Annotated in this window: 25 protein-coding genes; 11 read left to right on the forward strand and 14 right to left on the reverse strand. The window is 38.7% G+C overall.

Going from position 1 to position 22747, the window contains the following annotated elements:
- Positions 1-39 precede the first annotated feature (39 nt).
- On the reverse strand, positions 40-1137 hold the full coding sequence (locus ACQY77_RS10860; RefSeq protein ID WP_421942118.1) for a CapA family protein: 1098 nt from the start codon (positions 1135-1137) through the stop codon (positions 40-42).
- Positions 1138-1257: 120 nt separating this feature from the next.
- Positions 1258-1815, reverse strand: coding sequence for a C40 family peptidase (locus ACQY77_RS10865; protein ID WP_421942117.1), 558 nt, complete (start codon positions 1813-1815; stop codon positions 1258-1260).
- 651 nt (positions 1816-2466) lie between these two features.
- Here ACQY77_RS10865 and pdhA point away from each other — a divergent pair.
- The 6 genes from pdhA (at position 2467) to ACQY77_RS10895 (ending at position 8578) form a co-directional block, all read left to right on the forward strand.
- Complete coding sequence (gene pdhA, locus ACQY77_RS10870) at positions 2467-3462, forward strand: pyruvate dehydrogenase (acetyl-transferring) E1 component subunit alpha (RefSeq protein ID WP_421942116.1); 996 nt, start codon at positions 2467-2469, stop codon at positions 3460-3462.
- Between the two features lie 31 nt (positions 3463-3493).
- Positions 3494-5146, forward strand: a complete 1653-nt coding sequence (locus ACQY77_RS10875) for a 2-oxo acid dehydrogenase subunit E2 (protein ID WP_421942115.1) — start codon at positions 3494-3496, stop codon at positions 5144-5146.
- A gap of 193 nt (positions 5147-5339) precedes the next feature.
- A complete protein-coding gene (locus ACQY77_RS10880) occupies positions 5340-5891 on the forward strand; it encodes a cupin domain-containing protein (protein ID WP_421942114.1) in 552 nt (183 codons plus the stop codon).
- Positions 5892-5960: 69 nt separating this feature from the next.
- Entirely contained in the window at positions 5961-7190 is a 1230-nt protein-coding gene (locus tag ACQY77_RS10885; protein WP_421942113.1) for a serine hydrolase domain-containing protein, read from the forward strand.
- A 116-nt stretch (positions 7191-7306) separates the two neighbouring features.
- On the forward strand, positions 7307-7612 hold the full coding sequence (locus tag ACQY77_RS10890; RefSeq protein ID WP_421942112.1) for a YbaB/EbfC family nucleoid-associated protein: 306 nt from the start codon (positions 7307-7309) through the stop codon (positions 7610-7612).
- A gap of 288 nt (positions 7613-7900) precedes the next feature.
- The gene (locus ACQY77_RS10895; RefSeq protein ID WP_421942111.1) at positions 7901-8578 is read left to right on the forward strand and encodes a metal-dependent hydrolase; all 678 of its coding nucleotides are present in this window, start codon (positions 7901-7903) and stop codon (positions 8576-8578) included.
- Positions 8579-8632: 54 nt separating this feature from the next.
- Here the strand turns inward: ACQY77_RS10895 and ACQY77_RS10900 are convergent, their stop codons facing one another.
- Together ACQY77_RS10900 and polA are read right to left on the reverse strand one after the other, a co-directional pair.
- Positions 8633-8980, reverse strand: a complete 348-nt coding sequence (locus ACQY77_RS10900) for a hypothetical protein (RefSeq protein ID WP_421942110.1) — start codon at positions 8978-8980, stop codon at positions 8633-8635.
- Positions 8981-9071: 91 nt separating this feature from the next.
- Positions 9072-11882, reverse strand: a complete 2811-nt coding sequence (polA, locus tag ACQY77_RS10905) for a DNA polymerase I (protein WP_421942109.1) — start codon at positions 11880-11882, stop codon at positions 9072-9074.
- Between the two features lie 157 nt (positions 11883-12039).
- Here polA and ACQY77_RS10910 point away from each other — a divergent pair, with 157 nt between their 5' ends.
- Both ACQY77_RS10910 and ACQY77_RS10915 read left to right on the forward strand, forming a co-directional pair.
- Positions 12040-12813, forward strand: coding sequence for a hypothetical protein (locus ACQY77_RS10910; protein WP_421942108.1), 774 nt, complete (start codon positions 12040-12042; stop codon positions 12811-12813).
- A 43-nt stretch (positions 12814-12856) separates the two neighbouring features.
- Entirely contained in the window at positions 12857-13537 is a 681-nt protein-coding gene (locus tag ACQY77_RS10915) for a hypothetical protein (protein WP_421942107.1), read from the forward strand.
- Between the two features lie 33 nt (positions 13538-13570).
- Here ACQY77_RS10915 and ACQY77_RS10920 read toward each other — a convergent pair whose 3' ends face one another.
- The 5 genes from ACQY77_RS10920 to trmB all read right to left on the reverse strand — a co-directional run bounded on the left by ACQY77_RS10920 (position 13571) and on the right by trmB (position 16003).
- Positions 13571-14158 (reverse strand): DNA-3-methyladenine glycosylase I, encoded by a 588-nt coding sequence (locus ACQY77_RS10920; RefSeq protein WP_421942106.1) that lies wholly within the window; start codon positions 14156-14158, stop codon positions 13571-13573.
- Positions 14159-14178: 20 nt separating this feature from the next.
- On the reverse strand, positions 14179-14553 hold the full coding sequence (locus ACQY77_RS10925; RefSeq protein WP_421942105.1) for a four helix bundle protein: 375 nt from the start codon (positions 14551-14553) through the stop codon (positions 14179-14181).
- Positions 14554-14598: 45 nt separating this feature from the next.
- The gene (locus ACQY77_RS10930; RefSeq protein ID WP_428430138.1) at positions 14599-14898 is read right to left on the reverse strand and encodes a carboxymuconolactone decarboxylase family protein; all 300 of its coding nucleotides are present in this window, start codon (positions 14896-14898) and stop codon (positions 14599-14601) included.
- A gap of 122 nt (positions 14899-15020) precedes the next feature.
- Positions 15021-15353 (reverse strand): MGMT family protein, encoded by a 333-nt coding sequence (locus tag ACQY77_RS10935; RefSeq protein WP_421942104.1) that lies wholly within the window; start codon positions 15351-15353, stop codon positions 15021-15023.
- On the reverse strand, positions 15353-16003 hold the full coding sequence (gene trmB / locus ACQY77_RS10940; protein ID WP_421942103.1) for a tRNA (guanosine(46)-N7)-methyltransferase TrmB: 651 nt from the start codon (positions 16001-16003) through the stop codon (positions 15353-15355). The genes ACQY77_RS10935 and trmB overlap by 1 nt, the downstream gene beginning before the upstream one ends.
- 114 nt (positions 16004-16117) lie before the next feature.
- Between trmB and fcl the strand changes: the two genes are divergently transcribed.
- A complete protein-coding gene (fcl, locus tag ACQY77_RS10945; RefSeq protein ID WP_421942102.1) occupies positions 16118-17044 on the forward strand; it encodes a GDP-L-fucose synthase in 927 nt (308 codons plus the stop codon).
- A 145-nt stretch (positions 17045-17189) separates the two neighbouring features.
- On the forward strand, positions 17190-18122 hold the full coding sequence (locus ACQY77_RS10950) for a LysR substrate-binding domain-containing protein (RefSeq protein WP_421942101.1): 933 nt from the start codon (positions 17190-17192) through the stop codon (positions 18120-18122).
- On the opposite strand, the gene ACQY77_RS10955 is transcribed toward ACQY77_RS10950, so the two are convergent.
- The 5 genes from ACQY77_RS10955 to ACQY77_RS10975 all read right to left on the reverse strand — a co-directional run bounded on the left by ACQY77_RS10955 (position 18123) and on the right by ACQY77_RS10975 (position 21042).
- A complete protein-coding gene (locus ACQY77_RS10955) occupies positions 18123-18365 on the reverse strand; it encodes a hypothetical protein (RefSeq protein ID WP_421942100.1) in 243 nt (80 codons plus the stop codon).
- Positions 18366-18390: 25 nt separating this feature from the next.
- The gene (locus ACQY77_RS10960; RefSeq protein ID WP_421942099.1) at positions 18391-18846 is read right to left on the reverse strand and encodes a hypothetical protein; all 456 of its coding nucleotides are present in this window, start codon (positions 18844-18846) and stop codon (positions 18391-18393) included.
- Between the two features lie 99 nt (positions 18847-18945).
- Positions 18946-19554: a superoxide dismutase gene (locus ACQY77_RS10965; protein WP_421942098.1), complete on the reverse strand. Its 609-nt coding sequence runs from the start codon at positions 19552-19554 to the stop codon at positions 18946-18948.
- Positions 19555-20229: 675 nt separating this feature from the next.
- Positions 20230-20697 carry a nucleoside deaminase gene (locus ACQY77_RS10970; RefSeq protein ID WP_421942097.1) on the reverse strand — a complete coding sequence of 156 codons (468 nt, stop codon included), beginning with the start codon at positions 20695-20697 and terminating at the stop codon, positions 20230-20232.
- A 9-nt stretch (positions 20698-20706) separates the two neighbouring features.
- The gene (locus ACQY77_RS10975) at positions 20707-21042 is read right to left on the reverse strand and encodes a tRNA-binding protein (protein WP_421942096.1); all 336 of its coding nucleotides are present in this window, start codon (positions 21040-21042) and stop codon (positions 20707-20709) included.
- Positions 21043-21262: 220 nt separating this feature from the next.
- Here ACQY77_RS10975 and ACQY77_RS10980 point away from each other — a divergent pair, with 220 nt between their 5' ends.
- Positions 21263-22738: a xylulokinase gene (locus ACQY77_RS10980; RefSeq protein ID WP_421942095.1), complete on the forward strand. Its 1476-nt coding sequence runs from the start codon at positions 21263-21265 to the stop codon at positions 22736-22738.
- The last annotated feature ends 9 nt before the right edge of the window (positions 22739-22747 follow it).

A 22747-nucleotide genomic window follows, 5' to 3' on the forward strand; every position in this document is an offset into this window, starting at 1 on the left:
CAAAGATTCGGAATTAAATTGGAAATAACCACCGGCTTGCTAATTTTTGACCGTAATCTTATTGTTCTCAAATTGGAGGGGATGACCGGTAAAATCAATATCTGTTAACTGTTGAATGCGTTTAAAAGCGTTATGATTTTCATCCAGGGTAAGCCTGTTGATTTTATCCTGCTTTACAGAAACAACATCTGCGTAAAGAAAGTCGCCTTTACTGTTTATTTTCAGTTGTAACAAAGGAGCATAGCCATTCCAGCCTTTTAAACTGAACATACCATAAGTACAAAAATTTCCCATGCTGTAGGCTATAAACTTATTTTTATAAACCTCAACTGCGCGCGTTACATGAGGACCATGCCCCAGCACCACATCGGCTCCCGCGTCAATCACTCCATGCGCAAAAGCATATACATTCCCTCTGTTTTCGTTATAGAAGATCTCTGTTTTTTTGGTCACATGTTCAAACCTGGCACCTTCTCCACCTCCGTGAAAAGAAACAATTACAATATCTGCCATAGTCTTTAGTCTTGCTACCAGTGCTTTAGCACTATCGATATTTTTGATAGAAACGGTATTTTCATTAGGCGCAAATGCACAAAAAGCATATTTAACACTGTCTTTTTCAAAGATTTCGAAGGGCTTATTTAATTGGCCAGCATAATGAATTTTTAAGGAATCGAGAATTCTTGCCGTATTCTTGCGGCCACGGCTGTCAAAATCTCCAACATGATTATTGGCTATACTGAGTACATTGAAACCAGCTTTCTTGTAAATCCCTGCGTAACGCTCGGGCATACGAAAAGCATAACAATTATTGGGGTTTATGCCATTGCATTTATTGGAATTGCCAGAATTAAGGAAACAGCCTTCCAGGTTGCCAAACACAATATCGCCCTTCAACAAACTATCTACTGCCTCAAAACTATTCACTGCATCATCAGGTGGAAGGTTGAGCTTTGATGGAAAAGCAGAGCCGAGCATAATATCTCCAACAGCAACAATACTGATGGTATCTTTAATCTTCCTCACGATTGTATCTTGCTTCTTTACAACTGGCGTTACTTGTGCATTGTTACTGGTGCAGCTGGCCAGTAACACAAAGGATAAAGCTGAAATGATAATGCTATGGATAAACTTCATGAATGATTTCTTATTCAATAAAAAATCCTCCAGAATTTCTTGTGGAGGATTGATATATTTTGAGTTAAACCCGAAGGTTCTTAAACTATTTAGTTGTCCAACTGTTTAACTGGCAACTAATTATTCTACTGTAAATTCCTTCTTAAATGATTCCAAAACTCGTCCACCTTTGTAAAAATAACGACTGTAATATGGCTCATTTAGATTGCTGATAACAACACCTCTTGAACTGGATGCATGCGCAAATCTGTTATCTCCAAGGTAAATACCCACATGAGAAATACTTCTGCTTTTTATCTTGAAGAAAACTAAATCACCCTCTTTTAAATCTTCTTTAGATAATGGATCAACCATACTAAAAATATCGCGTGAATTTCTTCTGATGGTAGTGTTGAAAACTTTATCATAGATCGCTTTCGTAAAAGCCGAGCAATCAATTCCTTTTTTGGTATTTCCACCGTAACTGTACGGAGTACCGATCCACTCGTAGATAAACTTATATAACTTTAAGTTAGCCGTCGCATCTACAGCAACCCCCATCACTTGCGAAAAATACTGTGATGCTAAGTTGTCAGGATCATTTAATTCTTTACCAGATTCTTTAGTTTTTGTTTGTGCGAATGCTGCTGAGACCGTGCAGATGGCGATTAGAGATGAAAACAAAAATTTTTTAATCATGTTATACAGTTATGTTTGGGTAATTCACTTACACATTAACGTACACCACATGGGCTTATTGTTGGTTGCCAAAAGTATTAATTATACAAATGTTATCCAAATGTAAATTGTTAAAAAGTAAAAGTTATTAACATTTGTTGTCTTTCCCCGATACAAACGTGTATCAAAATCACCCTAAAAAACTGTCATTTTTAAGCTTTTTATTTAGGTTAGCGGCCAGCAAGGTACAAACTCAACGAAAAGCTTTTAGCACCTGAAAAGATAAAATGGAAAGATCATCTGCCTAAATGGTTGCCATTTATTTACTTTCCGAAGCATCAATTAAAAATTTTTATTCAATTTCATGATTTTTTTACACTTGCAATGAAGTGCCAATTGCCTGACAAAACAACTTTTATAAATTACGACCAAAGCTAAATATGCAGAATTAAATTTTACCATCAATTAAAACCTATACTGTGATAAAGGGTGATTTTTTGATTCTGTAAAATCTCTTTTTTTAGCTGATAAAGCGTAGAGTTAACGATTTAATTGTAAAACAACAGTTAAATCTTAAAAGAAGCTCTTAACGTTGATGTTTTTACACTAAAAAGTGTCAAAAATTACAATAAAAAAATTAGATTTGCTGTCGCAAAAAAACAATACCAAGAAATGAGTGCAGTAGAAATAAATAAAGATACCTGGTTAAAGTGGTTTGAATCGATGTTGCTGATGCGCAAGTTCGAAGAAAAAACTGGCCAGTTATACGGACAACAAAAAATTCGTGGCTTTTGTCATTTATACATTGGGCAAGAAGCTGTAGTTGCAGGAGCAATATCTGCTATGCAAAAAGGCGATTCAATGATTACAACCTATCGCGATCACGCTCACGCCCTTGCATTGGGTGTTAGTGCAGATAGTATCATGGCCGAGATGTATGGTAAAGCTACTGGTTGCTCAAAAGGTAAAGGTGGTTCTATGCACATGTTCAGCAAAGAGCATAATTTTTATGGTGGGCACGCAATTGTTGGTGGTCAGATTCCTTTGGGTGCTGGCGTTGCTTTTGCCGAAAAATATAAAGGTACAGACAATGTAAACATCTGCTATATGGGAGATGGTGCTGTACGTCAGGGTGCTTTAAACGAAACTTTCAATATGGCAATGCTTTGGAAACTTCCAGTAGTATTTGTTTGCGAAAATAACGGTTATGCAATGGGAACATCGGTACAACGTACCACCAACATGACTGATATTTATAAAATTGGTTTAGGATTCGATATGCCTTGTGCGCCTGTTGATGGAATGGATCCTGTTGCTGTACATAATGCAATGGATGAGGCTATTCAACGTGCACGTAAAGGTGAAGGGCCTACTTTCTTAGAAATGAGAACCTATCGTTACCGTGGACACTCCATGTCAGATCCTGCGAAATACCGTACAAAAGAAGAATTAGAAGATTACAAAGCCAAAGATCCGGTTGAACATGCAAGAGAAACTATTCTTAAAGAAAAGTATGCTGATCAGGCTTGGATTGAGGAAGTAGAAGCTAAAGTTAAAGCTATTGTAGATCAGGCTGTGAAATTTGCAGAAGAATCTCCTTGGCCAGATGCATCTGAGTTATATAAAGATGTATATATGACTGAGAACTACCCTTACGTAATGGACTAACAATATTTAAGATTTCAATTAATTAGATATAATGGCTGATGTAATTAGAATGCCCAAAATGAGCGACACCATGACCGAAGGGGTTTTGGCTAAGTGGCACAAAAAAGTGGGCGATAAAGTTAAAAGCGGTGATGTTTTGGCAGAAGTAGAAACTGACAAGGCAACAATGGATATGGAATCTTATTGGGATGGTACACTTCTATACGTTGGCGTTGAAGAAGGTCAGGCTGTTCCTGTTGATGCTATCATGGCCGTTATCGGTAAAGAGGGCGAAGACTATAAAGCTGCATTAGCTGCTGAACAAGGTGCTGCTGAGCCTGCTGCTGAAGCACCAAAAGCTGAAAGCGCTGAGGCACCAAAAGAAGAAGCTCCTGCTCAGGGTGGTGCTTTAAGTGAAGATGAATTAGCCGCAAAAGGTATTACTGTTATCCGTATGCCTTTGCTTAGCGATACCATGACTGAAGGCGTTATTGCTGAATGGCATAAAAAAGTGGGTGATAAAGTTAAGGACGATGATGTTTTAGCTGATGTAGAGACCGATAAGGCAACTATGGAGGTTATGGGTTATGCTACCGGAACCTTATTACACATTGGTGTTGAAAAAGGCCAGGCTGCAAAAGTAAACGGCATTATTGCCATTGTTGGTCCGGAAGGTACCGATGTTAGCGGTATTTTAGCTGGCGGTTCTGCTCCTGCGAAAAAAGCCGAAAGTGCTGAGGCTCCTAAAGAAGAAAAACAAGCTACTGCTAATGCAAGTGCATCTGCTCCGGTTGCTGAAACTTCTTCAGATAGCCGTGTTAAAGCTTCTCCATTAGCAAAGAAAATTGCTAAAGATAAGGGAATCGATTTATCACAAGTTGCAGGTAGTGCAGAAGGTGGTCGTATCATTAAGAAAGATATTGAGAACTTTAAGCCAGCTGCACAAGCCGCGACTGCAAATACTGAAGCTGCAAGTGCTCCTGCACAGAAAGCCGCTCCGGTGATCCCTACTTATGTTGGTGAAGAGAAATTTACAGAGAAACCTGTTTCTCAAATGCGTAAAGTGATTGCTAAACGTTTAGCAGAAAGCTTATTTACTGCACCACATTTCTATTTAACGATCAGTATTGATATGGATAACGCAATGACTGCTCGTACAGCAATCAACGCTGTTGCTCCTGTTAAAGTATCATTCAACGATATCGTAATTAAAGCTGTTGCAGTTGCTTTGAAACAACATCCTGCAGTTAACTCATCATGGGGCGGAGATAAAATCCGTTTCAATGAGCATACTAACATTGGTGTGGCAATGGCTGTTGAAGATGGCTTATTGGTACCTGTGGTTCGTTTTGCTGATGGCAAATCTTTGTCTCACATTTCTGCTGAGGTTAAAGAATATGGCGCTAAAGCTAAAGCTAAAAAATTACAACCAGCAGATTGGGAAGGTTCTACCTTTACCGTATCTAACTTAGGTATGTTTGGTATTGATGAGTTTACTTCAATTATCAACTCTCCTGATGGCGCAATTTTATCTGTAGGTGCAATTCAAGCAGTTCCTGTAGTTAAAAATGGTGCTGTAGTACCTGGTAACATAATGAAGTTAACTTTAGGCTGTGATCACCGTGTGGTTGATGGTGCTACTGGTGCTGCATTCTTACAAACTCTAAAAGGATTGTTAGAGGAACCAATCAGGTTATTGGCTTAATTAGTTTCCACTCAGAATATTTTAAAGGCTTCCAATTTGGAAGCCTTTTTTTTGTTTATATCCCATTTACTTTTCTGTAGATTGATGCTGCGATATTGATCATATTGAAACGTTAATTTGCGTGATCAGCGGGAAACTTCTCAAATTCTAAACCCTTTTCCCTCTTCTTTGTTAAACATTAAAACACCTTACCATGGACAAAGAAAAACTGGTACAAGAAGCCTATCTGGTTGCACATAAAATAGAAGAGAATGGCAATTTCCCTAACAATCCTAATTTGCCATTAATGATTTACAAAGGAGCACTGCTTATTCATCCCGATGAAACAGAAGAAGCTATAAAGAAGATTTTTGCACAAAATGGATATACCAATACCTGGGTAGATGGCATTTTTGATTATCACCACTACCATAGCAATACACACGAAGTGATGGGTGTATACTGTGGCAAAGCGGATGTTCAGTTTGGTGGAGAACATGGTGTATGTATTGAGCTTGATAAAGGAGATGTAGTCGTGATTCCGGCAGGCGTGGCGCATAAAAAATTAAATTCCACTGAAGACTTTACTGTAGTTGGCGCCTACCCTTATGGAGCCGATTATAACATGAAATACGGCAAGCCGGAAGAACGCCCTGAAGCTGATGAAGATATTGCAAAAGTTAAAAATCCAGATAGCGATCCTGTATATGGCAGCAAAGGACATTTATTTGAGTGCTGGTATAAACAAAATTGCGAAAATGTGTAAAACTCTTTCGTTTTAACCGTTCAAAATTCTTTAATTTTCGGGTTTTAAATCTACTATCCCAGAATATTAATGAATTTTAAATATATATGTTCGGCTTTTGCCCTCTCTTTATCCCTGTTAACCGCTTGTTCAAGTAAAAAAGCTGAAGAGAAAAAAGAAGCTGAAAAAAAAATCCGCACCAAGGAAGACGATAAAGCCGATAGCCTTTTAATAGCATACAACCCAGAAAAAGGCGATAAATGGATTGCTGATTTTGTTCAGAACTTACATAAGAAATATGGTTTTAATGGCAATATGCTGGTTGCCAAGGATGGAAAAATCCTTTATGAAAAAGCCATTGGCTGGGCAGATTATTTGCATCGCGACAGCTTAAACATTAATTCTGAATTTGAACTGGCTTCTATTACCAAGACCTTTACCGGCACAGCTATCATGCAGTTGGTTGAGGCAGGAAAATTATCGCTTAACGATAACGTAAAAAAGTTTTTTCCTAACTTCCCTTACGAGGGCATCACAGTGAAATTGTTGCTTACTCACCGCAGCGGAATGATGAATTACGTTTACTTCATTGATGATATTTGGCGCAAAGAGAAACGCAATATGAAAAAGGGTATCACCAACCAGGAGGTGATGAATATCATTGCAGAGAAGAAACCTAACCCATATACTAAACCAGATAATCGCTTTCACTATAATAATTCCAACTTTATGGTTTTAGGCGCCATTATAGAAAAGGTAACCGGACAGCGGTATTCACAATATATGATGGAACATATCTTTAAACCGGCGGGAATGAAGCATACACACGTTTATTCGACTACCGAATATGAGAAAGTTCCTGTGGATGTGGTTGGTCATGACCGTACCTGGAGATATTCTGTTGTACAAAACTTTTTGGATGGCCCCGTTGGTGATAAGGGTATTTACAGTACTGTTCATGATTTGGTTCTTTATGATAAATACCTTAAAAATGGCAGATTACTCACCAAGAAAAGTGTTGATTCTGCATATGTAGGCCGAAATAAACCTGTAAATGGACATTTTAATTATGGTTATGGCTGGAGAATGTTCGACGGCGAGAAGATGGATAAAGTTGTTTACCATACTGGCTGGTGGCATGGTTTCCGCCATATTTATGTTCGCGACCTGGATAAAAACATCATCGTAATTTTCTTAGGCAATTTAACCAACGGGAGTTTAATGCATTTAGATGAGCTGTATAAGCATTTAAACATGCCAGTGATTCGTAAGGGTGCCTATCATGGAAATGGCAGCTTACCGGGCTCTGACGAAGATTAATATTTAAATAATTTATCGGCTTCCATTGGGAAGAAAATTTAGAATTTGCTTTTGCAAAAAAGGTGAAACAGAAAACAATTTGTCCTAATTTCGCCTTATAATATAAACTCAAAAATATGTTTGATAAATTATTTGCAGCACAACAAAAGGCTGAGGAAATTAAAAAAAGATTAGATACCATTTCTGTATTCGGCGAAGTGGAGAATGGCGCCATTAAAATTACAGCTACTGCCAATAAGGCCATCACCAGCGTCGCTATAGATGAGGAATTTTACAAAACTGCCGACAGAGAAGAATTGGAAGAGCTATTGCAGGTTGCGATTAACAAGGCCTTAGCAAGTGCCGAGCAGGTTAGCGCTGCCGAAATGCAATCCTCAGCCAAAGATATGTTGGGTGGCTTAGGCGGCATGTTTGGGGGCTAAATAAGTTTGGAGTCGGTAGTCTAGAGTTTAGAGTGCAAATAGCATTGGAAGCAATTTTCTGGCGCTGGTTCGAGTCTTGACACTTGATACTCAAATCTTGATACTTTCAAAGTAGTTAGTACATAGTCGTTAGTAGTTAGACATTGTGCTTAACCTATACAAGGTTCTTTTTAGATACTCAGCCCTTGTTCTTTGCTCTTTGATCCTTGCTCCATCTGCTCTAAGTCTTGCTACTTGATACTAATTACTTGATACTAATTTTTGGTAATAATTACTAAAACATAAAAAATGAAATATACTTATTACGGTCAGTCCTGTTTCTTGCTTGAAACTTCGACCAAGAAGCTTTTATTTGATCCTTTTATTACACAGAACCCCTTAGCTAAGCATATTGATATTAAATCGATTGAAGCGGATTACATCTTAGTTAGCCACGGGCATGGCGATCATGTTGCAGATTTAGTGGAACTGGCAAAGCAAACCAACGCAACGGTAATTGCGATCCCAGAAGTAATTGGATGGGTTAAAAATCAAGGTATTGAAAATGTGCATCCCATGAACTTCGGGAAATTTGCCTTTGATTGGGGAACAGTAAGAATGGTAGTTGCTACACATTCCGCAGGTTTACCTGATGGGAGCTATGGCGGGAACCCTGCCGGATTTGTAATTGAAGTGGATGGTAAACAAATCTATTTTGCCGGCGATACCGGCTTAACAGTTGAAATGAAGATTTTGGCTGATTTATACAACTTGGATTATGCTATTCTCCCTATTGGCGGCAATTACACTATGGATGTAGATGATGCCTTAATTGCCACCAAATATTTCGATTGTGGTAAAGTAATTGGCGTTCATTATAACACGTTCCCGGTAATTGAAATTGATACGAAAGTTGCGCTAGATAAATTTGCCCGCGAGCAGAAAACACTTTTGCTGCCCGAAATCGGTGAAAGTATCAGCCTATAAAACAAAAAAGGGGCTGTTCCTTTCGGAGCAACCCCTTCAATTATAAACCTAAACCTAGTTCTTTTTTACTGTTTTTGTAGTCACTTTATTGGCTTTGTATCGCATATCTGCGGTACCATCTTTCTTCGTTGGACCAGCTACTTTGGTTACTGCTTTAGTTTTATTCTCTTTAAAACGCATATCTGGCGTACCATCAGCCTTTAACTTGGTTGCAGTAGTTGTTGTTTTAGTCTCAACTTTCTTAGCTTCTTGCTTTACACCTGCTTTTACAGGAGCTGAGGCCGTTTTCACTTCTTTTTTAACTACTTTCTTTGCAGGAGTAGTGGTAGCTGCTGGTGTTTGCGCAAATGCTGTTGTTAAACCAAATGCTGCGACTGCGATTAAACTCAATAACTTTTTCATGTCCTTTAATTTTTGTTTTACTCGTTAATTTTTTTGTTGATATAAAATTGATTAATGGGGATGAAGATTTAATGAAGATAATAAAAAAAATCTAATGAGCCGCCAACCAGTTATCACCCTCGCCAATTTCCACAACAATTGGAACTGTTGTTTTAATGGCATTTGGCATTCGCTCTAAGATGATGGCTTTCACTGCTTCTTTTTCGGTTTTAAGCACATCGAAAACCAACTCATCATGCACCTGCATGGTCATGGTTGATTGTAAGTTTTGTGCTTTCATATCTTTATGAATATTGATCATTGCGATTTTGATCATATCTGCCGCCGAACCTTGAATCGGTGCATTAATCGCATTTCGTTCAGCAAAGCCTCTTACTGTTTGATTGGCAGAATTAATGTCTCTCAAATAGCGCCTTCTGCCCATGATGGTTTCTACGAACCCGTTCTCACGTGCAAAGTTCATGGTATCGCTCATGTAGCGCTTTATACCAGGATACTGTGCAAAGTACTGCTCAATAATTTCCGCTGCCTCCTTACGCGGTATGCCCAGATTCTGAGATAATCCGAAAGCAGACTGACCATAAATAATTCCAAAATTTACTGCTTTGGCATTTCTACGCTGCGTTCCATCAACCTCTTCAATACTTACACCGTACACCTTTGCTGCAGTAGCCGTATGAATGTCAATACCTTTGCTAAAAGCATCCAGCATATTTTCTTCTTTGCTGATATCCGCAATGATGCGCAACTCTATCTGTGAATAATCTGCCGAAAGCAGAATATGGTCTTCGTCGCGGGCAATAAATGCTTTACGCACCTCTCTTCCACGTTCTGTTCTGATCGGAATATTCTGCAGATTAGGGTTATTGGAACTCAGCCTTCCTGTAGCGGCAACCGCCTGATTATAAGAAGTGTGAACCCGTCCTGTTTTTGGATTTACCATCAAAGGAAGCGCATCAACATAGGTTGATTTTAACTTTTGCAACTGGCGGAAATCCAAAATATCCTGAACAATATCGCTTTTACCCGCCAATGCCAATAATACATCTTCGCCAGTTTGGTACTGACCGGTTTTGGTTTTTTTGGCTTTCGGATCTAATTGTAATTTATCAAATAATACCTCTCCAAGTTGTTTTGGTGAGGCCAGGTTAAACTTTATTCCGGCTTTATCATAAACATTTTGTTCAAATTTAATGATGTCTGTTTCCAGCTCAGCAGAATAATTTTTTAAGGTTTCTATATCAATACGTACCCCTTCCTTTTCAATATCTGCCAGTACATAAACCAAAGGATTTTCGATTTCCTCAGCCAGTTTAGCGGCATTAAGCTCCTTGAGTTTGGGTTCAAAAACATGTGCAAGCTGGAGGGTTACATCTGCATCCTCGGCTGCATAATCAACCACCTTTTCTACCGGAACGTCTCTCATCGTGCCCTGATTTTTACCTTTCGCTCCAATTAAGGTGGTGATCGAAATGGGTGAATAGCCCAGATAATTTTCAGAAAGCACATCCATATTATGGCGTGTATCCGGATCAATGAGGTAGTGCGCAAGCATGGTATCAAAAAGCTTACCTTTAACCTCTACGTTATACCATTTGAGTACCAGGATATCATATTTAGTGTTCTGTCCTATCTTTTCAATGCTTTCATTTTCCAATACAACTTTAAATTCGTCTACAATGGCCTGCGCTTCTGTTCTATCTGCCGGAACAGGGATGTAATAACCCTCGCCTGGTTTAATGGAGAATGACAACCCAACTAAATCAGCTGTATTGGCGTCGGTTCCGGTAGTTTCAGTATCAAAAGAGATTCGTGATTCAGCAAGAAGTAATTTGATGAGGTCTGCCCTCTGCTCAGGTGTATCAACTAAATGATATTGATGTGGTGTATTTTCTATGTTTTTTGCAGGCAATTGAACAGCTGGTTCCTCCTCCAGGGTGTTGGTATATTGAATGGTTTCTCCGGTTTGATTGCCAAATAGATCTGTTTGCGTGCCTTCAGCAAATTTGGCTGTCGTAACCGAAAATTCATCTCCAAAAACCCTGCGGCCTAAAGTTCTGAATTCCAATTCAGTAAATAAGGGTTCTAACAAATCTCTGCTTGGATCGCATAGCTCTAAACTTTGCTCATCCAGTTCAACCGGGACATCCAAAAGAATAGTGGCCAGTTTTTTAGAGATTAAGCCCTGTTGAGCAAAATTTTCTACATTTTCTTTTTGTTTCCCCTTCAGCTCATGGCTATTCGCAATAATGTTCTCCATAGAACCATACTGCTTAATCAATGCTTTTGCCGTTTTCTCACCAATTCCCGGGATTCCAGGAATGTTGTCTACCGCATCACCCCATAAGCCTAAAATATCAATAACCTGTAACACATTTTCAATTTCCCACTTTGCTAAAACCTCCTTTACACCTAAAATTTCCATGTCATTTCCCATACGGGCAGGCTTATAGATAAAAATGTTTTCGGAAACCAGCTGGGCAAAATCCTTATCGGGCGTCATGCAATACACCTGATATCCTTTAGCCTCAGCTTTTTTGGCTAAAGTTCCTATAATATCATCGGCTTCATATCCATCTGACGTAATTACCGGAATATTGAAACCTGTAATGAGCTTAATTACATAAGGCATAGCAGCAGCCAGATCTTCAGGCATAGCCTGTCGGTGGGCTTTATAAGCTTCATATTCGGTATGTCGCTCCGTTGGTGCTTCAGTATCAAAAACAACAGCAATATGAGTGGGTTTTTCTTTCTTCAACACATCCAATAAGGTATTGGTAAATCCCATTACCGCCGATGTATTAATGCCTGTTGAGGTAAAACGAGGATTTTTACTCAACGCGAAATGTGCACGGTACATTAATGCCATTCCATCTAAAAGAAAGAGTTTTTTATTGTTCATGTGATTACACAGATTAATGATTATACTGATCAAAAGATTTCATCAGTTGATAAAAGTAACCAAAGTTAATGATATCGTTAAAATGCTTAACCAAGAAAAGTTTAAATTTATTTATTGAAATCATGTATTTTCAGCATCATCAATCTAAAACGCTTTTATGAAAACATTTTCTACCATTCTATTTTGCCTGGCTTTAAGCTTTGCTAAGGCACAAAAGCCTATTGATACACTAATCAGTTACATCACCTTTGAAAACCTTAAAAGTTATAATAAAGGATATGGCACTTCTATAGATCGCCCCATTGGTACTGGTGCATTTACCAATATTGCTGATCGGGCTGCTTTACAAATCAAAATGGCTAAGCTGGAGAATTCCTTTCGATGGCCTGACGGTTCGCCTATAGACTTTTCTAACAGGGGAAGCATGGGTGGGAAAACGGGGATTGTTGATTGCTACACCCTAAAACATCCGGCAACTAAAGAAAAGGTAACACTGTATGTAGATCCCTATCATACCGATTCTACCTTTTACATTCCGGAGGGTTTAATTTTAGTAACGCCTGATATCTTAGCGAAAGAGATTGCCCCTCACCTAACGAAAATTGAAGAGATAGATGCAGCTTCAGATCCTTTTTTGGATCAAAAAGACGCCATGAATTTAGAACTGAAGTATATTTCCATGAAAATTGGTATTGGAGCTTTTTTAGATCGTGATAACCTCAGAAAGGTAATGACAGATACGCAGGCTGATAACAACTTAAAAAACTACCTTTTAAACCGTTATATCCTGCATAAATTTTATGCTATGGGGAAGAACTTTAATAATGCTAAAGCATATGCATACCAAAATATGAAGGCAGATTTCAAAAAATTCCAGATTAACCATCCCAATGTCGAATCGGGGAATGTTAAAATCAATTTGAATGAGTAAGATTTAATAATTTGTTGCGTTATTTGTGAACATTAATATCAATATGAAGCTTTTTCTCTCTTTTCTCCTACTCCTTTTTGTAACAAACAGACTTTCTGCACAAGATTTCATAGTTAAAAATAATGATGAGGTAATCCGTGGTACAATAAAAGGTACTGATTATTTTTCGGTGTGGATCAGTGCAAATGATGAAGCAGAAGTAATTTTATTGGCCAGGGATGTCAAAAATTTCTTTTGGAATGGCAACAGTTATGTGAGTAAAGGCTTTGCTGCAAAACGAAATCTGGAGTACCGTTTTGTAAAAGTGATTGAGATGGGAACGGTAAATCTCTATTCTTTCGGAGGAGAAACTTTAGCACCCGCACAAAAAGAAAAGAAAGTGAAATTCAGACCATCCATAGGCATTGGAGCAGGTACGGGCGGCTTTGGCGGAATGGGCATGGGTGGCGGAATCAGCATAGGCGGTGGGAGCAGAAATACTGAACCCGATCGGCCGGCAGGCGCACCGGTAGTACGCTACTTTATCGAGAAACCAGGTGCCGGTCCATTACAGGAAGTACCTATGAAAGCCATTACCGAAGATGCGCAAAAAGTAAATGTTAAAAATATTCTGATACAAAAGCTCGGCGACCAACCTGCCTTAAAGGCTAAAATTGAATCTTCAACCGATTTCAACAGCAGAGATGTGATTAACCTCGTTCAGGAATACAACAGTAAAAAATAAGAAAAGGGTTCTGACTTCAGAACCCTTTTCTTATTATCTGGCAATACAATTTATCAGGTGATCATTAACCATTCCTGTAGCCTGCATGTGGGCATAACATATCGTTGTCCCAAAAAACTTAAAGCCCCTTTTCTTCATATCCTTACTAATACGGTCAGAAATTTCGGTTCTTGCCGGAACATCGCCCATCTTTTCCACTTGATTTAAAATAGGCTTTTTATCTGGTAAAAAACCCCATATGTAGTTGGAAAAACTCCCAAATTCCTGTTGAATTCCGATAAAAAGCTTTGCATTGGTAATTGCACCATTTACTTTGAGCCGGTTTCTAATAATTCCTTCATCCTGCATCAAACGCTCCACATCCTTTTCATCAAATTTCGCAACCTTTTCTACATCAAAATCTGCAAAAGCCTTTCGATAGCTTTCTCTGCGTCTCAAAATGGTAATCCAGCTCAAACCCGCCTGAGCACCCTCCAAAATTAAAAACTCAAATAGGGTTTTATCGTCATAAACAGGTTTCCCCCATTCTTCATCGTGGTATTTAATATAAAGCGGATCAGAGCCGCACCAGGTGCAGCGTATGAAGTTGGGAGTTGGGTGTTCGGAGTTGGGAGTAGGCATAGTTCTAAATGTATGAGGTACTAAACGGGATTTGTTAAAAATTTTTCAGAATTTTTCATCATATAAACCAATAATCTGGCTACTTCTTCTGCCTGATTGTTCAAAAGATCAAATTCCTTTTGTGTAATGTATTCACAAGCCAATGCAAATGCCAGCCACGTTTGGGTTTCACCATTTTCAGTGTCTGAATCCGACAATTTACTAATAAAGTGATTGGGATACTTCCGTTTTCTATAGGCCTCTGCTAAATTTGCACACACACTTCTAGAACATCTTCTAATCTGGTCTGTTAAGCTATATTTTTCTTCAGCCGGAAATCTTTTCGAAATATGAAAAATTTCCATGGCAAGGTTGAAGCCTTTTTGATAGGCAAGTAAATCTGTGAGCGTTCCCATTCTTAAATGTACTAATAATTTAGGAACGGTTCAGTACTCCAAACTTTAAACTCTCGCCTCCGAACTCGAAAGATCGTCCCAATACTCCACGGCCCTCCTGTAATGTGGGATTACAATGCTTCCCCCTACCAGATTCGCAATCATGAAGATCTCATTTATCTCATCGTTATTTACACCGGCATCGTAACATTTGCCCAGGTGATATTTAATACAATCATCACAGCGCAATACCATAGAGGCCACTAAGCCGAGCATTTCCTTTGTCTTAACATCCAATGCCCCATCGGCGTAAGATGTTGTATCCAAAGCAAAGAAACGTTTAATATTAGTATTGGCCGTTTCCATGATCCTATCGTTTCATTTTTTCGCGATAGCTGTTAAATTCTTCTACTAGTTTACCCATATTTTAATTTTTGAATGAGAGAATTATTGAGTGAATGAATGATGGGTGGTGTAATACCTATTGATTAAAGGTTAATTTCCTCCATGGGATTCCAAAACACCTTTTTAAAGTTAACAACCTTATCATTCTTCACCTCAACACCCTCGGCTGCCAGTAATTCGATCATTGATTCTGGCGGATTAAAGTGGAACTTCCCGGTTAGCAATCCGCTGCTATTTACCACACGGTGTGCCGGTACTTTAGGCTGAGCTGTTCCGGCATAAGCCATCGCATGCCCCACCATCCGGGATGATTTTGCCGCGCCCAAACTTTTAGCGATGGCTCCATAAGAAGTCACCCTTCCTTTCGGAATTAAGCGGGCAATCTCATAAACCTGTTCGTAAAAGTTAGTATCCATTACTCAAATGAAAATTGAATATAGTTAATATTCTTATCGTGTAATAAGTATTTCTTCTCGTAATAAGTTTTGATCGACAAAACCTCATCCACTAAATCCGAGGTATACAAATGATCGGTATTCTTATGTACTTTTAACTTCAATTCATTTACTTTTTCAACAGTATAAGCATAAAGATCGTCATTATCAGTTTTAAGATTCACCTTACCACCAGTTTTCAACACTTGCTGATAGCGATCTAAGAAAGCAGGGAAAGTTAACCTTTTCTTCTCTCTGCTATCCTGAGGCTGAGGATCAGGAAAGGTAATCCAGATTTCATCAATTTCTCCTGCCTCAAAATAATCAAGCAAGTTTTCGATCTGAATTCTTAAAAAAGCAACGTTATCAATACCCTCTTCTATAGCTGTTTTTGCACCTCTCCAGATTCGATTTCCTTTGTAGTCAATTCCGATAAAATTTTTCTCTGGAAATAATTTAGCGAGATTAACGGTGTATTCTCCTTTGCCACAAGCCAATTCCAATACCACAGGGTGTTCATTCTTAAAATGCGTTTTAGCCCATTCACCTTTTAGTGGCTTGCCTTCATCTAGCTGATATACGTTTGCAAATGTCTCTATCTCCGCAAAACGTCTAAGTTTATCTTTACCCAAGTTTCGTTTTTTGAGGCAAAAATACGATTTATCAGCTATTGAAATCTCATTTTCTTGTTAACACTACGTCTTTTTATTTAATGTATCGTATTTTTGCAAGCTATCAATAACACCGTGGAAAAGAACGCTAAAATTTATATTGCTGGTCATAGAGGAATGGTCGGTTCAGCCATCTATCGTAAACTCGAAAAAGAAGGGTATACTAACCTGATTGTTCGCAGCTCTCAGGAGCTCGATCTTCGAAACCAGCAGGCAGTTGCAGATTTCTTCGCGACAGAGCAACCAGAGTATGTTTTCTTAGCGGCAGCTAAAGTAGGGGGCATTGTTGCAAACAATACCTACCGTGCAGATTTTCTCTATGAAAACTTAGCTATCCAGAACAATGTAATTCATAGCGCTTATTTAACTGGTGTAAAAAAATTAATGTTCTTAGGGTCGAGTTGCATCTATCCCAAACTTGCACCACAGCCTTTAAAAGAAGATTATCTTTTAACAGGTACATTGGAGCCAACCAATGAGCCCTATGCCATTGCTAAAATTGCCGGAATTAAGATGTGTGATGCTTACCGCGACCAATATGGTTGTAACTTCATTTCTGTAATGCCAACCAATTTATATGGTTATAACGATAATTATCATCCGCAGAATTCACACGTATTACCGGCACTGATCAGAAAAGTCCACGAAGCCAAAATCAATAACGAAAAGCAAATTACTGTTTGGGGTTCAGGATCTCCTTTGAGAGAGTTTTTATTTGCCGACGATCTGGCTGATGCCTGTTATTTCCTGATGCAGAATTATGATGAACGCCACCTCATTAATATCGGAACAGGTCACGATTTATCAATCAAAGATTTAGCTTTACTTATAAAAGATGTACTAAATTATGATGGCGAGTTGATATTTGATACGACAAAACCTGACGGAACACCTAGAAAATTAATGGATGTAAGCAAATTGCATAGCTTAGGTTGGAAACATAAAATTGAGCTCCCGGAAGGCATTGCGTTGGCTTATCAGGATTTTGAAAGCAGATATTAGGCATTTTTGAATGAGAGAGTAAGTAAATGATTGAATGAGTGAATGATTGAATGTAAGATTGCCATCACTTCTTCACAAAATCAGTCTACACTTTTTATTATAGCTAAAATTTATATATTTGATACAATAAATCAATTTTAGCTATATGACTTTAGTTCAACTCGAATATATTGTTGCCGTAGATACTTATCGCAGTTTTGTTACTGCTGCAGACAAATGCTTTGTTACCCAGCCTACGCTCAGTATGCAGGTTCAGAAACTGGAAGAACTTTTAAGCGTTAAAATATTCGACAGGAGCAAACAACCCGTAAGTCCGACTGAAATTGGTGCACAGATTATCGCACAAGCCCGCATCATTCTTCAGGAAAGCGGAAAAATAAAGGAATTAATTAGTAGCCAACAACAAGATGTTTTGGGCGAATTGCGCATTGGTGTAATCCCAACTGTAGCACCTTATCTTTTGCCCGAAGTTATTTCGTCTATGCTCGAAAAGTATCCCGAATTAAAATTATTGATCTGGGAATACACCACTGAAGACATTATCCATCATCTTAAGACAGGAGTACTAGACTGCGGCATCTTGGCTACGCCATTATCCGACGCGAATATTACCGAAATGCCGCTGTACTATGAAAATTTCGTAAGCTATATCAGTAAAAACAGTAAATTATATAAGAAGAAAGCTGTTGATGCAGAAGATTTGAATGATGAAAATATCTGGCTTTTAAATGAGGGGCATTGTATGCGTAATCAGGTATTAAATATCTGCAGATCTACCAAAAATAACAGACTTCAAGGACTGGAATACAATACAGGAAGCGTAGAAACGCTGGTGCGAATGGTAGATTTAAACGGAGGTGCAACACTGCTTCCGGAGCTGGCCATTACTGAACTGAGCGCAAAGCAAATGAATAAAGTGCGTTATTTTAAACCTGCTGAACCTGTGAGGGAAATCAGCCTGGTTACACACAAAAACTTCATCAAAAAGAGGATGCTCAATGCCTTAAAAGATGAAATTCTAGAAATCATTCCCAAAGCCATGAAACAGAAAAAGAAAAAAGATGTTGTAGGCATCTAATTAACCCATTTCATTGTTCAGGTCCTTTGACCTATCCACATGATCAGCTAACTGATAACCTTCTGCCTTAGGGTTTTTATCTTCTAAAAAGATCAGGATTACCAGGGAAATGACAGGTATAACAAATGAAATAAAAAACCAGAACCAAAAGTTACGACCGGTTCTTTTGGCTAAAAATCCGGCTAAAATTTGCGGAGACAACAATAGTCCTAAAACAACTACTCCTACAATGATCTCAGGCATAATGGAGGAATCTGTTCAGAGCGGATTATAGCTCTTGTTTTTCAGGCTTAGGACCTGTTAACAAGCCTTTAATATCGCCGGCTTCTTCTACCTCTTCGCCTTTTTTCTTTTTCTTGCCTTTATTAGCCTTCCCACTCAAACGCTCCTCGATAATTTTATCGTATTCGGTTTGTTGCTCGCCTTTTAATACATTGCGGATGTTTTTAGAAGTTTCATTCTGCAATCTGTAAAATTTATCTACATCCTCTTCTCTTGAAGTGCCCGCCTGCTGTCTTTTAATCAGCTCTGCCTGTTCTTTAGCTTGTGTATAGGTATAGCTGTAGATTACACTTTTCTGCGTTCCATTCAACTTTAATCGCTTATCCAGGTCTTCAACATTTTTCTTAGCAATCTCATCCGGAGTAGGCATCTTGTTCTGTTGCGCATTTACAACACCATTCAAGCCAACTAAAATCAAGCATAAAAATACAATCCGCTTCATATTGAACATATTAATCGCACAAAGTTAACAAAATTTTAAAACAAGAAAGCCTGCAAAACCGAATTTACAGGCTTAATTTGTTAACCTCTTAACTGGAAATTATAGTGCTTTTTTGTAAAGCTCTGCAACGGCATCCCAGTTAACTACATTCCAGATTGCGGCTAAGTAATCTGGACGTTTGTTTTGATATTTTAAGTAATAAGCGTGTTCCCAAACATCAATACCTAAAATAGGTGTTCCTTTAACTTCAGCAACATCCATTAATGGATTGTCCTGGTTTGGAGTAGAAGAAACCTGAAGTTTTTTATCTGCGCCTACAGACAACCAAGCCCAACCCGAACCAAAGCGAGTTGCACCAGCATCTTGCAATTTAGTTTTTAACTCAGCAAATGAACCAAATGTTTCATTAATTGCCTTAGCTAAATCGCCAGTAGGTTCACCACCTTTATTTGGCCCTAAAATATTCCAGAACAAAGAGTGGTTATAGTGACCACCACCATTATTTCTAACAGCAGCAGGAAACTTAGAAATGTTTTTTACAATTTCCTCAATGCTTGAACCTGCTTCAGCCTTACCTTCTAACGCTTTATTCAAATTAGTTACGTAAGCCTGGTGATGTTTATCATGGTGGATTTCCATGGTAGTTTTATCAATATGCGGTTCTAGTGCATCTGTTGCGTAATGTAACGCAGGTAATTCAAAAGCCATAATGTTTTATGTTTAAGATTTAAAAATGTTTCTAGTAGCAAATATAACATTCGAAGATTAACATTTGTTCATGTTATTATCATCAAATGGTTTTTTAGTTTAGAGATAGCTGATGCGTTAGTATATAGTACTAAGTACTTAGACATTGCGCATAACCTGTAACCGGTTAATTTTAGGCACTCAATCTTTGCTCTTTATCCCTTGCTCCTCGTTACTCAGTCTTGAAACTTGATACGAGCATCTCTACCCTTATAGTAGTTAGTATTTAGTCGTTAGTACTTAGACATTGTGCCTTAATCGTACTCCCTTTTCTGGCGCTCAATCCTTGTTATTTGCTCCTTATTCCTTGCTCCTCGTTCACTCAGTCTTGATACCTGATACTAGCATCTCGATACTCCTGTAGTATTTAGTCGTTAGTACTTAGACATTGTGCCTTAATCGTACTCCCTTTTCTGGCGCTCAATACTTGTTACTTGCTCCTTATTCCTGGCTCCTCGTTCACTCAGTCTTGATACTTGATACTAGCATCTCGATACTCCTATAGTAGTTAGTATTTAGTCGTTAGTACTTAGACGTTGCGCCTAACCCCTTCTGGTTCTTTTTAAGCGCCTAATCCTTGTCTTTGCTCCTCGTTACTCAGTCTTGATACCTGATACTAGCATCTTGATACTGAAATCACCTTCTCTTTGCAAAAAAGTTTTTCATCAATGTTGCACATTCCTCTGTCAGCACACCGCCCTTGAGAATTGTTTTAGGATGAAGCAGGTTCGCTCCCTTGGAGATAAATCCTCGTTTTTCTTCCCGGGCACCGTAAACAATCTTGCTAATCTGCGTCCAATAGCTGGCACCTGCACACATTACACAGGGTTCAATGGTTACATATAAGGTGCAATCCCTCAGGTATTTCCCACCTATCGTTTGCGCTGCAGAAGTAAAAGCCTGCATTTCGGCATGAGCGGTTACATCATTAAAGCGCTCGGTTAAATTGTATCCACGACCAACAATCCTGTTTTTACAAACCACAATGGCACCAATCGGAATTTCATCCTCAGCCAATGCCTTTTCAGCTTCCGCAAGTGCCAGTTTCATGTAATGAACATCCTCAGCTTCCGGATCATTATTATCAAAATTATAAAAGCTCATCCGTTCCGACTAGATTAATTTACTGCCATTGGGCACTTCGCTGCGAACAGCTGTTAAAACAATATCGCCATTTTCATCAGCAAAACCGGTAACCAAAAATTCTGACATGAACTTACCGATTTGTTTCTTAGGAAAGTTAATTACACCTACAATTTGTATGCCCGGCAGCTCTTCTTTTGTATAATGTCTGGTGATTTGGGCGCTGCTCATTTTCACTCCAAAAGGGCCAAAATCTACCTTAAGTTTGTAGGCGGGTTTCCTGGCTTCCGGAAAATCAAAAACTTCTAATATGGTCCCTACCCTTAATTCTACCTGCTCGAAGTCTCCCCAGGTTATTTCTTGCATAATTTTATAAGTTGATAAGGGTAAAAGTATAAATTATTGACTGAATATTAGCATCAGAATCGAATTCAAACGGTTGCATAACAGATATTATACAGGTTAACTGCTTGCGTTGATATTCGAAAAATATTTCGAAAAAAGATAAAAAATTTGGGATTTACATTTTTAGCGCTATATTTATGCAACCGTTTGCATAACCAAATATTAAAATTGATTATATAGCATGTATTTATTGGGAATTGATGTAGGCACATCATCTATTAAAGTAGCTGTTGTGGATGTAAACACTCAAAAAAGTGTTGCAACCGCACAGTATCCTGAAACTGAAGTTGAAATTAAAGCTGTGCAACCAGGCTGGGCAGAACAATCGCCTGAAGAGTGGTGGGAAAACACGCAAAAAGCGATTCTAAAATTAACTCAAACTGGTTTCGATCCCAAAAAAATTCAAGCCATTGGCATCGCCTATCAAATGCATGGATTAGTGGTGGTAGATAAGGGGCAAAAAGTTTTAAGAGACAGTATTATATGGTGCGACAGCAGGGCTGTAGCACTTGGTGAACAGGCCTTTGATGCCATTGGACATGATAAATGCCTTTCAGACTTATTAAACTCACCAGGAAATTTCACAGCCTCGAAACTGGCCTGGGTAAAGCAAAATGAACCCGAGCTTTTCCAGAACATTGATAAAATTATGCTTCCGGGTGATTTTATAGCCATGAAACTTAGCGGAGAAATTACAACAAGCATTCCGGCACTATCCGAAGGCATTTTCTGGAATTTCAAAAATGATAAGCTGGCCAAAGCGGTTATGGAGCATTACGGTTTTAGCGAACAGTTAATTCCTGCTATACAGCCGCTGTTTTCCGTACATGGAAAACTTAAAGCAGAAGTTGCCGATTGGTTAGGTTTAAATGCGGGTATTCCCATCTCTTATAAATCGGGCGACCAACCCAACAATGCCCTCTCTTTAAACGTACTAAAACCAGGCGAAGTTGCGGCTACGGCAGGAACCTCGGGTGTGATATACGGCGTGAGCGACAACCTTAGTCACGATCCCCAATCGAGGGTGAATACGTTCGCACACGTTACTTATACCAAAGAGGAGCAATATACAGGGGTATTGCTTTGTATAAATGGAACTGGCAGTATGTACAGATGGGCTAAAAACCAATTTGCCGCACAACTGAGCTACTCAGCATTAAATCAGCTTGCAGCAAAAGCACCAATAGGAAGTAAAGGCTTAAAAGTTTTACCTTTTGGAAATGGAGCCGAACGCATGTTAAATAATAAATATACAGGCGCTCAATTTATAGGAATAGACCTTAACCTTCACAATCAATCAGACATTTTCAGGGCAGTACAGGAAGGGATTGCCTTTTCTTTCCGTTATGGCTTAGATATTATGCGTGAAAATGGCATGCAACCTAAAGTAATTCGTGCAGGTAGCGCTAATCTTTTCTTAAGTGAAATATTTGCCCAAACTTTTGTGGATGTTACCGGCGTTCCTGTCGAACTCTATGAAAATGACGGAAGCGTAGGTGCAGCACTGGGCGCGGGAATTGGTGCCGGAATTTTCAAAAACCCTGCCGATGCTTTTACCCATCACGAGGTAATCAAACACTATACACCACGCAACCAGGAAGCATATGAACCCATTTATCAGGAATGGAAAGCAATATTAAATAAAGCATTAAAATAGCATTCAAAA

The organism is Pedobacter sp. (assembly GCF_965279535.1).
Lineage (GTDB): Bacteria > Bacteroidota > Bacteroidia > Sphingobacteriales > Sphingobacteriaceae > Pedobacter.